Raw genomic sequence first — 15,178 nt, 5'->3', positions numbered from 1 at the left:
GGTTGTAGTGAGGAACTGCTCGCAAGCGGAACCGCTGTTGATCCGCTTTGCGTCTCGGTCCCGGAAACCTGCTGCCGATCTGGAGCACAGGACTGGAAGGAGGCAGGTGGAAATGGCGTCGCTCGCGGAGCTGCTTCGGGAGTTCAAGGAGCGGTCCGGGCTCAGCTATGGGGTGCTGGCCAAGCGACTTCACATGAGTACGTCCACGTTGCACCGGTACTGCAACGGGGACGCGGTGCCCACCGACTTCGGGCCGGTGGAACGGTTCGCCCGCCTCTGCGGGGCGACGTCTGAGGAGCTGGTGGAGGTCCATCGGCGGTGGATCCTGGCGGACGCGGATCGGGGACGGAAGACGGAGCAACCCGCTTCCGGCGCCTCGGCACCCGAGCCGGAGCCCGAACCCGTCTCAGGCATACGCCCCGTGCCCGCCGCATCGCCGCTCTCCCTCGCCCGCAGGCCCCGGACCCTCATCCTGGCGGCCTCCGTCGCCGCGGTCCTCGGCATCGGCTCCGTCGCCCTCGCCATGAACGGCGGCGACGACGGCGACCAGCACAAGCGGAGCGCCGGCCCCACCGCCCCGCGGGACCCGGGCGCCTCTCTGCCCGACCGGTCCGGCGAGAACAACGGCAAGGACAACCCCAACGGCAAGGGCCCCGCCGCCGACGGCACGCGCGGCGAGGACTCCACTGCACCGCTGACAGCCCACACCAAGCCGTACGTGTACGAGGACGACTGCGTGCACAGCTTCCTGGTGAACCGGAAGCCGGCCGAGGTGCCCCGGCCGCCCGTCGAGCAGGACGCGCCGGGCTGGGTGGGTGACCTCGGCGCTGTCACGGCCGGTGACCAGTACATCGAGGTCACCGTGCAGGGCATGGGCAAGGAAACGGTCGTCCTGCAGGACATGAACGTCCGGGTGCAGAGCACGGGCGCGCCGCTGGACTGGAACAACTTCCAGATGGGGTCGGGCTGCGGCGGCAAGGCGCCCACCAAGTCCTTCGCCGTCGACCTCGACGACGCGGCGCCACGCGTCACGACCAGGGCGGGCCAGCGCGACTTCCCGTACAAGGTCAGCGAGAACGACCCCGAGGTGTTCCGCATCAAGGCGAGCACCGAACTGCACGACGTGCGCTGGTACTTGGAACTGGAGTGGTCCAGCGGCAACCGGCACAGCACGCTGCGCATCGACGACCAGGGCAAGCCGTTCCGCACCAGCAGCAAGGAGGGACGCCCCTCGTACCGCTGGTGGGGCGCCTCGAAGTGGGAGCGGGAGGGGGCGCAGAACGGCTGAGTCTTCGTGAGCCGCGGCGGGTGAAGGCCTCAGGGAGCCGGCCTGGGCTGCGGCCCCGGCCGGTCCGCGCCGCTCCTGGCCGCTGATGCCGGAGCCGAGGGGTTGTCGCCGAGGTCGACGTCTCCACTCGGTCGGGTCTGAGGGACCGCGTCCGTTGCGTACCGATGTGACGCATGTCCCTCGGCCCGGGGTACAACCTCCATCTGCGCCTGCCAGTCCTCCATAGGTCCAGGCCAATATGCTCACCCCAGGAGAGACCCCCCGCATGACCTCGCGCATCACCCCCGTACGTCTGGCGGCCGCCACAGCGGTGACCGCCACTCTGACGGCCGGGCTCCTCGCCGTCCCCGCGGCGGCGACGGCCGCCCCGGCCCCCTCCCGGCTGAGCGGCGACTTCGACGGCGACGGCTACCGGGACGTCGCCGTCGCCGCCCCGGCTGCCACCGTCGGCGGCAAGAAGTGGGCCGGTCAGGTCGTCGTCACGTACGGCACCGGCCAGGGCCTGGCCTCGACGGCGCGGCGGACCGTCATCAGCCAGGACTCTCCCGGAGTCCCGGGTGCGGCGGAGAAGAACGACGAGTTCGGGAGCCAGCTCGCCGTGGCGGACCTCAACGGTGACGGCTACAGCGACCTCGTCGCGTCCGCGCCCAAGGAGAAGGTGGGTCGGAAGGAGGACGCCGGGGCGCTGGTGGTCGTATGGGGCTCCCGCAAGGGCCTGTCGGGTGCGACGACGGTGAAGAACCCCCAGACGCTGTCGGGGAGTTACTTCGGCATCGGTCTGGCCGCCGCCGACTTCACCGGCGACGGCAAGCCGGACCTGGCCGTGGCCGCCCAGAGCGACACGGGCCGCAACGCGTACCGGATCCGCCTGATCCGGGGCCCGTTCACCAAGCAGGGCCGCACCGGCAAGGTCACCACCTACCAGGCTCCGCTGGAGAGGCCCGGACTCACCGCAGGGCACGTCAACGGCGACAAGAAGGCCGACCTGATCGTCACCGGCCTCCAGACCGGCAAGGACGTCCTGGGCGCCGCCGTCTTCTACAAGGGCACCGCGTCCGGCCTGGCCGAGGGCGCCAAGCTGCGCGCGGGCACGACGGCTGCCGTCGGCGACCTCAACGGGGACGGCTATGGGGACATCGTCCTCGGCAACCCCGACGAGCCGGACGTCGAGCCGTCCGGCTCCAAGGGCGGAGAGATCAGCGTCGTCTACGGGACGAAGTCGGGGCCGAGCAAGACCCGTCGTAAGACCCTCACGCAGTCCAGCGCGGGGGTGCCCGGCGCGTCGGCGACCGGGGACGGCTTCGGCTCGGCCGTCGCGATCGGTGACTTCGACGGCGACCGCCGCGCGGACCTGGCGGTCGGCGTGCCCGGCAAGACGTACGGCGAGGACCCCTATCTCTACGGCGCGGGTTCCGTGGTCTACCTGCGCGGTTCGGCGTCCGGCCTGACGACGGCGGGCGCGACGGCCGTACACCAGGACAGCGCGGGCGTGCCCGGTGCGCGGGAGGCCGACAACACCTTCGGCGAGGCGCTGCTCGCCACCGACGTGAACGGAGACGGCCGCGCCGACCTCACGATCGCCTCGTCCCAGGCGAACGCCGAGTCGGGCGCGCTCTGGCACCTGCCGGGCGCACGGGGCTCCGTCCCCTACTCCACGACGGCCTCGACGGGATTCGGGCCGGGGCAGCTCGGCCTGTCCACGAAGTACTCCGCGTTCGGCACCATGCTCGCGGGCTGAGGCACCCACCACGCGCCCCCACGCCGACTCCCACGCTGGGCGGACCCGTTACCCGCCCGGCGTGGGGGGGACGAGCCCACAGCACCCTTCAGGCAGCGTGCCGGAGACCTCGGCCAGGAATACGGGGGATGTCGAGGATCGGGCATATCGCGCGCGTATCGAAAAGCGCACACCCCACCGCAACAGTCTCCCGCGTTCCATGGGGGCACGGACCACAGCGGTCCGTGCCGAGGACGTGATGCCCCGGCTCCGGAAAGTGGTCACGAAGAGGAGCGTGTCATGCCATCTGGGAATGGTCGTCTACCGCTGAGGAGCGCCGGTTTGGCCGCCGGTGTCGCCATGCTGATGACGGCCCATACCGGGCCTGCCACCGCCGCCCCGCCTCAGGTCGGGAACGTACAGAAGGCGATGGAGGAGCTGGCAAGGATTCCTGGGGTCGTGGGGGTCGTCGGCGGGGCCTACGTCGACGGGAGAGCCGTCGGGCTGGGCAGCGCGGGCTCCCGGTTACTGGGGGGCCGGGGCGGGAGGATGCCCGCGAACGCCCGCTTCCCGATCTGGTCACAGACCAAGCAGATGGTGGCCACCGTGGTGCTCCAGCTGGTCGAGGAGGGCGAGTTGGGTGTGGACGACAAGCTCGGCGACCTGCTGCCGGTGGTGGTGGAGAAGGACCTGGTGACGCGGGCCGACGAGATCACGGTACGTCAGATGCTCCGGCACACCTCCGGCATTCCCGACTGGTGGGCCGGGAAGCCGAACCCGGACGGGAGCGAGGGAGACCCTTCGTTCGACGTCTTCGACTTCACGACCCCCTATCGGCCGCTGGATCTGGTGAAGTGGAGCCGTGATCGGCCCCGGACCGGGGAGCCGGGCGAGAAGTGGTTCTACTCCAACACCAACTACACCCTCCTGGGCCTGATCATCGAGAGGTTGACCGGCCATGACCTGGCCACCGAGCTGCACACGCGCCTGTTCGGCCCGCTCGAGATGACCAGGACCTACCTCAGGGTCAAGCCGCCGGAGGGCATCAAGGGGCCGCACGGCCACGGCTACTACCCCGACGCCGACGGCAGGCTGCGCGACGTGGACCGGTTCAACGCCAGCCTCACCGGCGCGGGGGCCGGAGGGGTGGTCTCCACCGCGCACGACGTGAGCGCCTTCAACCGGGCGTTCACTCAGGGCAAACTGCTGCCGCCGGAACTCCAGCGCATCCTGACCGACCGGCCGTCCGATTCCCCACAACCCCAGGGCGAAAGCCACCGCCGTTGCGGCGACGACTTCTCCATCACGGGCGGGTTGGCACCCGGCTCCGTCGCCATGACCTTCTACTCGGCGGACGGCCGCCGCCAGTTCGCGGTGTCGTTCACTCTGAGCGTCAAGCCCAGCGCCGTGGAGCTCGACGTGGGCAAAGCCGTGGAGACCATCTTCTGCCCCACCCCGTCGGCAAGTGCTCCCGCCTCCTCGGCCCACGTCAGCGGATGAAGGCGAGGGCGTCAGGTTCCGGGGGACGCCACCCGCCGGTCGCCCGACCGAACGCCCTAGTCCAACGGCCTCAGGAAGCGCCGCTCGTAGCGGCGGATGCACCCGGTGCGCCGCGCCAGCTCAATGGCCTCCTGGCACTCGGGGTCGCTCGCGCTGTCCGTGCGGTACTGCTCGTACGCGGCGAAGCTCGGGAAGGAGAACAGCGCGTACGCGATGTCGCTGTCGCCTTCGCTGGGCAGGAAGTAGCCGTGGTGCGTGCCGCCGAACCGGTTCACGAGGACGACCCAGCGGCGGCCGTACTCCTCGAAGTCCGCTATGCGCTCGGGGTCGATCTCGTACTTCAGGTGAATGCTGATCATGCGACGACATGATGCCCGAGCGATCGCGCGGGGCACAGCGGGAATCGGTACGCGGGCGACTCGGTGTGCGGACGGCTCGGTGCGGCGGAACGCATCGGTCGCGGCCCTCCCGGACACCGCCCCGGTGTGGGATGGTCCAGACCTGACCGGAATCGCACGCCGACGGCGGCCCGCCGTAGTGGCCACAGCCCCTGTCCGACGCGAGGCATCACGTACGCCTTCACGCGATGCGCGCATTATCAGCCTCGATATCCAGCTATCAGTCAATTCACTACGGAATATGCGCTTCTCGTTGCCCCTGCCCGCAGGTCTGGACCAGTCTTCCTTCAGCCATCGGGGCGCGGACCTCGATGGCCCTGCCGAAGAGGGAGGACTCACCGTCATGCCCCTGCGCAAGCTGTTCGCCACCGCGGCCGCCGCCGCGGCCATCGCCGGTGCCGGAGTGATGGCCGCTCCGGCGGCCCAGGCCGATACGGTCTCGGCCGCGACCCTCGGCCCGACCGCGTGGATCCCCTGGGGTACGTACGCGGATCTGGCCAGTTGCCACCACGCGGGCCAGTGGGCGGTCCAGAACGCCGGAGCGTCCAACTACACCTGCTCCCAGACCGCGCCCAACCAGTACGCGCTGTACATCTACCGCGTCTGACGCCCACGCACGGACAGCGCCAAGCGCCCGCGGCCGGTTCCCCCGACCGCGGGCGCCCCCACTACTCCTGCGGCTCCGACCGCGGAGCCGTCGGCTCCTCGGCGACGATCCGGGTGAAGCCGTGGGACTCGGTCATCCGGCCGTCCGGCGTGAAGGTGTAGAACGCCATGACCTCCGTCGCGACCCGTTTCCTGCGTGTCGCCGCGTGGATCGTGAGGCGTGCCGCGATCCGGTCGCCGTCCGCGATGGCCTCGTGCACCTCGAATCGGGCCTCGTCGTCCGCGGCCAGGTTCTTGCGTACGGGGCGGATATGGGCGAGGAGCTTGTCCCAGTCGAGCCGGATGCCGTCGCTGACCATCACGATGTCGGGCGCGTAGAAGCGGGCCATCGCCGGGGCCGGGTCGTGGTCGCCCCGGACGACCTGCTCGTGGAACGTGGCGAAGAAGTCTGCGATGAACTGCTCGGGCGTGCTCTGGGCCAGCGGCTTCATGGCGCTCCCCTCCAGGCGCGGCGAAGCGGAGCGGTCCGCGCGACACCGCCCCACTAACTCTTACAGCCTGTAAGATATGGAGCAGCCGACAACTTTGACAAGGTGTAAGAGTTGAGCCTTCCTCCACGACGTCGCGCCGACGCCGAACGCAGCCGTACCGCCGTCCTCGACGCGGCCGTCCAGCTCCTCGGCGAGCGCCCCGACGCGGGCATGGCCGCCGTCGCGACGGCGGCCGGAGTCACCCGGCAGACCGTCTACGCCCACTTCTCCTCGCGGGACGACCTGCTCACAGCAGTCGTCGACCGCGTGACGGAGCGGGTGGCGGAGGCGATGGACGCCGCGGGCGCCGACGAGGGTCCGGCACCCGACGCGCTCCTTCGGCTGCTCGACGCGGCCTGGCGCGCCGCCGAGACGTACCCGGCACTCGTCCGGCTCGGAGCCCGCCCGGCACCGCCCGAGGAGGACCGGGCCCGCCACCGGCCGATCGCGGACCGCATCGCGCGCGTCCTGCGACGCGGCCGTGACAGTGGGGAGTTCGACCCGCGCCCCGCACTCTCCTGGCAGGTGGCGGCCGTGATCGCACTGAGCCACGCCACGGGAGAGGAGATCCGAACCGGCCGTATGCCCGCCGCCGACGCCACGGCCGCCCTCCACTCCGGGCTGCCGCGCCTCCTCGCACCGGACGCCCCCGGGGAATCCTGACACCGCGCCCCGACCCCCGCCGCCCGAGCGCACGGCACCCTCCGCGTTGCGCCCGCACGCCCGACGCGACAAGGTCGAAGCATCGGCTGAGACCTACCAGGAGGGCAGGCGCATGCCCATCGCAACGGTGAATCCGGCGACCGGTGAGACCGAGCGGACCTTCGAACCGCTGGGGGCCGAGGAGGTCGAGGAGCGCCTCGCCCGGGCGGCGGCGACCTTCGAGCGCTATCGCACCACTCCCTTCGCCGACCGCGCCGCCCTCCTGCACCGGGCCGCCGACCTCCTCGACGAGGACGCGGACGCCGTCGCACGCACCATCACCACGGAGATGGGCAAGCCGCTGGCGGCCGCCCGCGCGGAGGCCGGGAAGTGCGCCAAGGCCATGCGCTGGTACGCCGACCACGCCGAGGGGCTGCTGGCCGACGAGCACCCCGACGACGGGGACGTGCGCGACTCCGGCGCGGGCAAGGTGTTCGTGCGGTACCGGCCGGTCGGTGTCGTCCTCGCCGTGATGCCGTGGAACTTCCCGCTCTGGCAGGTGGTGCGGTTCGCCGCGCCCGCCCTGATGGCGGGCAACGTCGGGCTGCTCAAGCACGCCTCGAACGTGCCGCAGACCGCCCTGTACCTGGCGGACCTCTTCCGCCGCGCGGGCTTCGACGAGGGGTGCTTCCAGACGCTGCTCATCGGCTCCGGTGCCGTCGAGGGCGTCCTGCGCGATCCGCGCGTCGCCGCCGCCACGCTCACCGGCAGTGAGGGCGCGGGGCGGGCGGTCGCCGCCGTCGCCGGGGACGAGATCAAGAAGACCGTCCTGGAGCTGGGCGGCAGCGATCCGTTCGTCGTGATGCCGTCGGCCGACGTGGCGGCCGCCGCGCGCACCGCCGTCACGGCGCGGGTGCAGAACGCGGGTCAGTCGTGCATCGCCGCCAAGCGGTTCATCGTGCACACCGAGGTGTACGACGCCTTCCTCGAGCGGTTCAGCGCGGGCATGCGGGAGCTGACCGTCGGCGACCCGATGGCCGAGGGCACCGACGTGGGCCCGCTGTCCGGCGCGCAGGGCCGGGCCGACCTGGAGGAGCTGGTCGAGGACGCCGTGCGCCGGGGCGCCGTCACGCACTGCGGCGGACAGCGGCCCAAGGGGCTCGACCAGCGGCTGAGCGAGGGCTTCTTCTACGAGCCGACGGTCCTGTCCGGCATCACCCCTGAGATGCGCATCCACCGCGAGGAGACCTTCGGGCCCGTGGCCACCGTCTACCGGGTCGCGGACCTGGACGAGGCGGTCTCCGTCGCCAACGACACGTCCTTCGGGCTGAGTTCCAACGCGTGGACCGACGACCCGGCCGAGCAGGAGCGTTTCGTACGTGACCTGCAGGCGGGCGGTGTGTTCTTCAACGGCATGACCGCTTCGCACCCGGCGTTCCCGTTCGGTGGCGTCAGGCGTTCCGGGTACGGCCGTGAGCTGTCCGGCCACGGCATCAAGGAGTTCTGCAACGCCACCACGGTGTGGTTCGGCGCCTGAGGCGCGCGGCGGTCGGGAGGTGGCACGCATGGAGCCCGTCGAGGCGCTGAGCCGGATCGCCTTCCTCCTCGAACGCGCCCAGTCCCCCACCTACCGGGTGCGGGCCTTCCGCACCGCCGCGGCCGCCGTCGCCGCCCTCTCGCCGGACGAGCTGGCCGAACGGGTACGGACGGGGACCCTTGAGGCGCTGAAGGGCGTCGGCCCGAAGACGGGTCAGGTGGTACGGGAGGCGCTGCGCGGCGAAGTGCCCGCGTACCTGGCCGACTTGGAGGAGGCGTCCCGGAAGCCGCTGGTGTCCGACGGCGGCACGCGGCTGCGTTCCCTGCTCCGCGGCGACTGCCATCTGCACTCCGACTGGTCCGACGGCGGCAGCGGCATCGAGGAGATGGGCCGGACCGCCGCCGCACTCGGCCACCAGTGGGCCGTGCTCACCGACCACTCGCCGCGCCTGACGATCGCGCGTGGACTCTCCCCGGACCGGCTGCGCGAGCAACTGCGCGTCGTGGCCGAACTCAACGCGAAGTGGGCGCCGTTCCGGCTGCTCACCGGCATCGAGTGCGACATCCTGCCGGACGGCACGCTCGACCAGGAGCCCGAACTCCTCGCCCGGCTCGACGTCGTGGTCGTCTCCGTCCACTCCAAGCTCCGCATGGACGCGCCCGCGATGACCCGCCGCATGCTGAAGGCCGTACGCAACCCGCACGCCGACGTCCTCGGCCACTGCACCGGCCGCCTCCTCGGCGAGCGGGGCCGACCGGAGTCGACCTTCGACGCCGACGCGGTGTTCGCCGCCTGCGCCGAGGCCGGGACGGCCGTGGAGATCAACAGCAGGCCCGAGCGCAAGGACCCGCCGAGGCGGCTCCTGCGCCGGGCGGTCGCCGCGGGCACCCTGTTCGCCATCGACACCGACGCCCATGCTCCCGGCCAGCTCGACTGGCAGATCATCGGGTGCGCGCGGGCCGAGGAGTGCGAGGTGCCGGCCGAGCGCGTGGTCACGGCGTGGGGTGTCGACGAGCTGCTGGCGTGGACGGGCGGGGCCGCGCCGGAATGAACCTCGGCAGCGTCGAAGAGCGGGGCGCCGGTGTTGTTGCCGGTGTTGTCGAAGAGCGGCCGGAGGCTCAGCCGGTGGCCAGGGTACGGCCGAGGAGCGGGAGCAACCGGTCCCAGTGGTGCTGGAGGGCGGAGGGGTTGAAGGCCGCGGTGTCGGCCATGGTGAAGCCGTGGACGGTGTCGGGGTAGATCTCGGTGGTGTAGCCGACACCCGCGGTGTCCAGGGCCTGGTTGAGCTCGCTCATGGCCTCGGGCGTCATGTCGCCCTCGGCGAGGCCGATGTGGACTTCGGCGGTGAGCTCGGGGATGCGGCGGTGCGGGCTGTCGGGCGCGTCGGTGACCAGGGCTCCGGGGTGGAATCCGGCGACGGCGGCCACCCGGCCGGGGTGGGCCGTCGCGGTGCGCATCGCCAGGACGGCGCCCAGGCAGTAGCCGAGCGCGCCTACCGGCCCCGGGCTCACCTCGGGCTGATCGGCGAGGAACGCGAGGTAGGCGTCCGCGTCCCGCAGGACCCGTTCGGTGGTGTGCGCCTCGACCAGGGGTATCAGCTGGGCGAAGAGCCCGGGACGGTCCTCTTCGCCGATGTGCTCGGGGAGTTCGACGACCGGTGTCGGGCCGTGCCGGTAGTAGACGTTGGGGACGAGCACGTAGTAGCCGTGCCGGGCCAGTTCGCGGGCCATGTCCTCCAGGACGGGCCGCAGGCCGAACGCGTCCATGTACAACAGCACGCCCGGGTGCCGATCGCCGTCGTCGGGGAACGCGGCGAAGGCGTCGGCCTGTCCGTCCGGGGTGGGAATCCGCAGTGTCTTCGTGGGCATGGTCACGAACCTAGCAGCGGTGATCAACTCGACCGCCACCAGGAAGGGTCACGCACCACGCGGGCCGCCCGCGCCCACGAGGGCCTGGAAGGCCGCCGGGTCACCGCTGCCTTCCTCAGCGCGGTCCCGCTCCTCGTACCGGGTGCGGTACCGGGTCCCGATGGCGTCGTCGGGGTCGGTCTCACCATCCCCGGCGACGATGCCGAACGCGATGGTCACCGTGCCGACGTGGACTCCTTGCGGGGCGAGTTCGGCGTGCCGAGCGTGCGCCCAGTTCCGCAGACCGGCCATGGCCATGCCGACGTCGGCCAGGAAGGGGGCCGGGATCGTGGCCGAGACACCAGTGGTCAGCAGCAGCGTGCCGGCGCCTCGGGCGTGCATCCCCGGCAGTACGTGCGCACGGCGGCTACGGCCTGACGCTGAGGCAGCTCGAACGCGACGGTCTGGTGACCCGCACCGTCCATGCTGCGTTCCGCCCCGCGTCGAGTACACCTTGACCAAGCTCGGCTCGACCCTGCTGGCCGCCGCCACGGCGCTGGGCGACTGGGCCGCTGCCCACCGCGCGGAAATCGGAGCCGACCGCCGCCGCTACGACGACGAGCACACCCCCACGGGCCCGCGCCTGACCTACCGGGATCCCGCCGGTCGAGCACACCGGGCTCACCCCTCGGCCGCGCCGTCCGACGCCCGCTGGGGACCGGGGCGGACATGCGCCCGTACCCCTTGCAGGCCGAACAGGACGAGCAGTTCGACCGCGCCGCCGTCCGCGCTGCCCAGCCAGTGCGGCATGGCCGTGTCGAACTCGGCCGCCTCGCCGGGCGGCAGCGTCAGGTCACGCTCGCCGAGCAGCAGGCGCAGGCGGCCGCTGAGCACGTACAGCCATTCGTGGCCCTCGTGGGTCTGCGGGGTGGGTTCGAGGGGTTCCGGTCGGGCGGGGATGATCATTTTGAAGGCGTGCACTCCGCCCGGGCGTCGGGACAGCGGGAGGAAGACCATCCCGAAGCGCTGGATCGGCTTCAGGTGGATCCGCGGGTCGCCCGTGCGCGGGGCGCCGACGAGGTCGTCCAGCGGCACGTCGTAGATCCGGGCCAGCGGCAGCAGCAACTCCAGGCTCGCCCGGCGCTGCCCGCTCTCCAGCCGGGACAGGGTGCTCTCCGACGCTCCCGTCGCCGCCGCCAGGTCGGCGAGCGTGATGCCGCGCTCGCGCCGCAGCGCCCGCAGCCGCGGTCCCACCGCATCGAGTACGTCTTCCGTTCCACGGTCCACCAGACCATCTTGCCGGAACCGCAAGATTGCGTGCCAGGTCCCGCGGAGCCTGCCGACACTGGGCGCATTCCGACACGAGGAGCCTCGATGAGCACCAACGAAGCGGTCACATTCTGGGAAGACGTCTACGGGAGCCGACAGCCGACCACCGACCCGCGGCCGAACCAGCGGCTCGCCGAGATCGTCCCGGGCATTCCGCCCGGTGATGTGCTGGACCTGGGCTGCGGCGACGGCGGCGACGCGCTGTGGCTCGCCCGCCAGGGGTGGCGGGTCACCGCCGTCGACATCTCGGCCGTGGCGGTCGAGCGGCTCGCCGGCCTGGCCCGCGCGCGGGGCCTCGGCAACCGGGTCGTCACCGCGCGGCACGACCTGCAGGAGTCCTTCCCGCCGGGCACGTACGACCTGGTCTCCGCCCACTACCTCCAGACCCCCTTCGCCCTGGACCGGGCGGCGGCCCTGCGGACGGCCGCGCACGCGCTGCGCCCGGGCGGGCGGCTGCTGGTCGTCGACCACGGCTCGGCCGCGCCGTGGTCGTGGAACCAGGATCCCGACACGCACTACGCGCCCCCGCAGGAAGTCGCCGCGGGGATGGACCTGGACCCGGCGACGTGGAGGGTCGAGCGGGCCGACGCGCCCCGCAGGACCGCGACCGGACCGGACGGGCGCACCGCCGAGGTCACCGACCACGTCCTGCTCATCCGCCGCACGGTGTGATTTGGCGCTGCCACACGTCCTGCTCATCCGCCGCACGGTCTGACGTGGCGCCGCCACGTGTCCTGCCCATCCGCCCCACCGCCTGCCCCGGCGTCGCCGCGCCGACCGACCCGGCGCCGACGCCCCCCCAAGCCGACCGGCCCTCGCTCTCCCAAAGGACCCCGCCATGCCCACCACCTCCCACCGCGCCCGCCGCAGCGACACCCCTCCGCCCCGTCCCGGCAGCAGCGAGGCCGACGTCCTGCGCGGCTTCCTCGACTATCTGCGGGCCTCGGTGGCCGCGAAGGTCGACGGCGCTCCCGAACCGCAGGTCCGTACGGCCGCGGTGCCGTCGGGCACCAACCTGCTGGGCCTGCTCCAGCACCTCACGTCCGTCGAGCGCGCGATCTTCCTCGGGGACCAGGTCAGCGACTGGCAGGCGACGTTCCGCGCCGCGCCGACGGACAGCGTGGCCGACGTCGTCGCCCGCTACCGGGAGGCGGTCGCACGCGCCGACGCGGTGCTGAACGCATGCGTCGACCTCAGCGCACCGGTCCCCCGCCCACAGCCGGGAAAGCCCGCCCCCAGCGTCCGTTGGGCCCTCACCCACATGATCGAGGAGACCGGCCGCCACGCGGGCCACGCGGACATCCTCCGTGAACTGATCGACGGCGCCACCGGTCGCTGACTCCCTCTCAGACGCGGGGCCTGGTCCCGGCGCACGGTGCGCCGACGAGGCCGGGGCCCTCGCGCGGCTCCCCGAGGAACGGGGGCGGGCCCTGCCCGTATCGGCGGGCCGTCTCGCACGTTGGCCGGGTGACCTTGTCGGTCCCGCGAGACGAGAGACGAGAACACAGCACGATGCGCGCTCATCCCCGCAGGCGTCCGGTCGGACGGACCCTGCTCCTGTTCGCCGCCCTGGCCCTCCCCCTGACCCTCGGTCAGGGGCCTGCCCCTGCCGCGGTCCCCGCTCCCCCGCCCTCCGCGGCCCCTGCCGTCGCCCCCGTCCTCGACCAGGACTTCGCCGACCCGGACATCCTCAAGGCGGGTCGCACCTACCATGCGTACGCCACCCATGGCGCCACGCAGAACATTCAGCACGCCACGTCCACCGACCTCACGCACTGGAAGGCCGACAGCGGCGACGTGCTGCCGGTGCTCGGCGCCTGGGCGCTGCCCAAGCGCGATCTGGTGTGGGCTCCGGAGGTGTACGACAACGGCGGCGGCTACACGATGCACTACACCGCGCGGGACCGCGCGAGCGACAAACAGTGCGTCGGGGTCGCGCTGTCCGACTCGCCGGACGGGCCGTTCCGGCCGGTCGGCGACGGGCCGCTGATCTGTCCCGCGGCACAGGGCGGGGCGATCGACGCCTCCAGTCACACCGAGGGCGGGCAGCGGTACGTGCTGTGGAAGAACGACGGCAACTGCTGCGGCCTCGACACCTGGCTGTACCTCCAGCCCACTTCGTGGGACGGCACCCGCGTCACCGGGGAGCCGGTTCCGCTGGTCAAGCGGGACCAGGACTGGGAGGGCCCGCTCGTGGAGGCACCCACGCTCGTGCGGCGCGGCGGCCGCCATGTGCTGTTCTACTCGGCGCACTTCTACCGCGGCGACCAGTACCTGACCGCGTACGCGGTGGCGGAGAAACTGACCGGCCCGTACGTGAAGTCGTCCGGCCCGCTCATGACGACGGGCGGCTTCGCGGGCGCCGTCCGAGGGCCCGGCGGCCAGGACGTGGTGACCGGGCGGGACGGCCGTGACCGCATCGTCTTCCACGGCTGGAACGCCGACTACACGCAGCGGGCGATGTACGTCGCCGGGCTGCGCTTCGAGGGCGGCCGACCGGTCGTGGGAGGCATCGAAGTGCCGTGAGCACTCCCTGTCCGTGCGGTCTGACGGCATGCGCCGGTGCGGTCCGCCCGCCGCGGCCGTCGACCGGCGCGGTCACCCGCAGTGGTGAGCGGTCACCCGCAGAGGTGAATCGCCGGGCCGGTGACCTGAGTTTGCGGGGGTGGGCGGGCCCGCACCACCGTATCCCGCTTGCTTCCGGCATCTCGGGATAAATACATTCCCGACCTGCTGGGACGCGCCCGTCCCAGGACAGGAAACAGCGGGGGCGGAACGCCGTCGCCGGCCATCCAGGGGGCTGTTCTCGATGACCGACCACGGCGGACGCGAACATCCCCCGGCCCACACAGGACGCGAGCACCCCGCCGCGGCACGGCAGTTGGGCGGGGCGCTGCGGGCGCTGCAGCAGCGTTCGGGACGTACGTTACGGAGCCTGGAGGAGCAGGTACGGATCAGCGACTCGTCGCTCTCCCGCTACTTCCGGGGCGACACCGTGCCGCCCTGGCCGGTGGTCCGTGACGTGTGCCGGGCTCTGGGCGGCGACCCCACCGAGTTCCGGGCGCTGTGGGAGGCGGCCGATCGGAGCCGACCCGAACCACCGCCCGGTCCTCCGCGCGGGCCTGACGCTCCGTCGCCGCCCGCTCCCGGCCGGATCGCCGCCGTGCGGGCCCGCCTCACCGGCCGCTGGGCGTTCGCGACGGCGGGCGCCGTGGCCGGGCTGCTCGCCGGGGTCGCCGTCGCCGTGCTGACGCTCCCGTCCGCGCCCTCGGGCCCCGCCACCGGTACCGGCGCGCCCACCGGTTCCTCCGGGCAGGCCCCGGTCGCGGAGGGGAGCGTGCGGGCCGAGGAGGCCTCGGCCGACGCGCCGAAGCCGCCCGAGGCGACACGGATTCTCGTCAGCCGGGCCACGGGCAACTGCCTGGACGACAGCCTCGACAAGGGCCTGCGTTCCTACGCGTGCAACGGGATGCCGTACCAGTGGTGGACCGTCAACCGGTCCGCCGACGGCGGCCGCCAGCTCCGCAACCACGCCACGGGGAAGTGCCTCGACGACGGCGGGAAGGGGCTGCGTACGGTGCCGTGCGGCGCCGCGCCGTCCCAGCGATGGCTGTTCGTCGCGGGCGCCGACGAGGCGGTGGGGCTGCGGAACACGGTCACGGGCAGGTGCCTGGCCGACCACAGCCGTCCGGGTCTGCGGGCGTTGCGCTGCGCGTCCACGCGGCACCAGAAGTGGGCGTGACCGGTGGCCGTGCCGTCGGCCGTCGCCGCTCGCGCCGGGCCG

At 72.4% G+C, this 15,178-nt stretch carries 16 protein-coding genes; 11 read left to right on the top strand and 5 right to left on the bottom strand.

From position 1 onward, the window contains the following. Positions 1-112: 112 nt before the first annotated feature. The 3 genes from ACZ6BG_RS18400 (at position 113) to ACZ6BG_RS18390 (ending at position 4,505) form a co-directional block, all read left to right on the top strand. Positions 113-1,288, top strand: coding sequence for a helix-turn-helix domain-containing protein (locus ACZ6BG_RS18400; RefSeq protein ID WP_469002336.1), 1,176 nt, complete (start codon positions 113-115; stop codon positions 1,286-1,288). Between the two features lie 265 nt (positions 1,289-1,553). Next, on the top strand, positions 1,554-3,026 hold the full coding sequence (locus tag ACZ6BG_RS18395) for an FG-GAP-like repeat-containing protein (protein WP_469002334.1): 1,473 nt from the start codon (positions 1,554-1,556) through the stop codon (positions 3,024-3,026). Between the two features lie 279 nt (positions 3,027-3,305). Beyond that, the gene (locus tag ACZ6BG_RS18390) at positions 3,306-4,505 is read left to right on the top strand and encodes a serine hydrolase domain-containing protein (protein ID WP_469002332.1); all 1,200 of its coding nucleotides are present in this window, start codon (positions 3,306-3,308) and stop codon (positions 4,503-4,505) included. 56 nt (positions 4,506-4,561) lie between these two features. Here ACZ6BG_RS18390 and ACZ6BG_RS18385 read toward each other — a convergent pair whose 3' ends face one another. Then, positions 4,562-4,864, bottom strand: a complete 303-nt coding sequence (locus tag ACZ6BG_RS18385; protein WP_468457747.1) for an NIPSNAP family protein — start codon at positions 4,862-4,864, stop codon at positions 4,562-4,564. A 382-nt stretch (positions 4,865-5,246) separates the two neighbouring features. On the opposite strand from ACZ6BG_RS18385, the gene ACZ6BG_RS18380 reads away from it, so the two are divergent. Next, a complete protein-coding gene (locus ACZ6BG_RS18380; protein WP_469002330.1) occupies positions 5,247-5,510 on the top strand; it encodes a hypothetical protein in 264 nt (87 codons plus the stop codon). Positions 5,511-5,571: 61 nt separating this feature from the next. On the opposite strand, the gene ACZ6BG_RS18375 is transcribed toward ACZ6BG_RS18380, so the two are convergent. Next, positions 5,572-6,000 (bottom strand): nuclear transport factor 2 family protein, encoded by a 429-nt coding sequence (locus tag ACZ6BG_RS18375; protein WP_469002327.1) that lies wholly within the window; start codon positions 5,998-6,000, stop codon positions 5,572-5,574. 111 nt (positions 6,001-6,111) lie between these two features. Here ACZ6BG_RS18375 and ACZ6BG_RS18370 point away from each other — a divergent pair, with 111 nt between their 5' ends. The 3 genes from ACZ6BG_RS18370 (at position 6,112) to ACZ6BG_RS18360 (ending at position 9,269) form a co-directional block, all read left to right on the top strand. Further along, positions 6,112-6,702, top strand: coding sequence for a TetR/AcrR family transcriptional regulator (locus ACZ6BG_RS18370; protein ID WP_469002325.1), 591 nt, complete (start codon positions 6,112-6,114; stop codon positions 6,700-6,702). Between the two features lie 112 nt (positions 6,703-6,814). Continuing rightward, on the top strand, positions 6,815-8,218 hold the full coding sequence (locus ACZ6BG_RS18365) for an NADP-dependent succinic semialdehyde dehydrogenase (RefSeq protein ID WP_469002322.1): 1,404 nt from the start codon (positions 6,815-6,817) through the stop codon (positions 8,216-8,218). 28 nt (positions 8,219-8,246) lie between these two features. Next, positions 8,247-9,269: a PHP domain-containing protein gene (locus tag ACZ6BG_RS18360; protein WP_469002320.1), complete on the top strand. Its 1,023-nt coding sequence runs from the start codon at positions 8,247-8,249 to the stop codon at positions 9,267-9,269. A 67-nt stretch (positions 9,270-9,336) separates the two neighbouring features. On the opposite strand, the gene ACZ6BG_RS18355 is transcribed toward ACZ6BG_RS18360, so the two are convergent. The 3 genes from ACZ6BG_RS18355 to ACZ6BG_RS18345 form a co-directional block, all read right to left on the bottom strand. Next, the gene (locus ACZ6BG_RS18355; protein ID WP_469002318.1) at positions 9,337-10,086 is read right to left on the bottom strand and encodes a dienelactone hydrolase family protein; all 750 of its coding nucleotides are present in this window, start codon (positions 10,084-10,086) and stop codon (positions 9,337-9,339) included. 48 nt (positions 10,087-10,134) lie between these two features. Continuing rightward, positions 10,135-10,467, bottom strand: a complete 333-nt coding sequence (locus tag ACZ6BG_RS18350; protein WP_469002316.1) for a hypothetical protein — start codon at positions 10,465-10,467, stop codon at positions 10,135-10,137. 279 nt (positions 10,468-10,746) lie between these two features. Next, positions 10,747-11,352, bottom strand: coding sequence for a helix-turn-helix domain-containing protein (locus ACZ6BG_RS18345; protein WP_469002314.1), 606 nt, complete (start codon positions 11,350-11,352; stop codon positions 10,747-10,749). An 87-nt stretch (positions 11,353-11,439) separates the two neighbouring features. On the opposite strand from ACZ6BG_RS18345, the gene ACZ6BG_RS18340 reads away from it, so the two are divergent. The 4 genes from ACZ6BG_RS18340 (at position 11,440) to ACZ6BG_RS18325 (ending at position 15,136) form a co-directional block, all read left to right on the top strand. Continuing rightward, the gene (locus ACZ6BG_RS18340) at positions 11,440-12,066 is read left to right on the top strand and encodes an SAM-dependent methyltransferase (RefSeq protein ID WP_469002312.1); all 627 of its coding nucleotides are present in this window, start codon (positions 11,440-11,442) and stop codon (positions 12,064-12,066) included. Between the two features lie 166 nt (positions 12,067-12,232). After that, positions 12,233-12,733 (top strand): DinB family protein, encoded by a 501-nt coding sequence (locus ACZ6BG_RS18335; RefSeq protein ID WP_469002309.1) that lies wholly within the window; start codon positions 12,233-12,235, stop codon positions 12,731-12,733. A gap of 173 nt (positions 12,734-12,906) precedes the next feature. Next, the gene (locus ACZ6BG_RS18330) at positions 12,907-13,920 is read left to right on the top strand and encodes a glycoside hydrolase family 43 protein (RefSeq protein ID WP_469002307.1); all 1,014 of its coding nucleotides are present in this window, start codon (positions 12,907-12,909) and stop codon (positions 13,918-13,920) included. Between the two features lie 283 nt (positions 13,921-14,203). Continuing rightward, positions 14,204-15,136, top strand: coding sequence for an RICIN domain-containing protein (locus tag ACZ6BG_RS18325; protein ID WP_469002305.1), 933 nt, complete (start codon positions 14,204-14,206; stop codon positions 15,134-15,136). Positions 15,137-15,178 lie beyond the last annotated feature (42 nt).

This window comes from Streptomyces sp. NPDC041205 (assembly GCF_055591765.1).
Note: the sequence above shows the minus strand (reverse complement) of the source record. Positions and strands in the feature narration are given on the sequence as shown.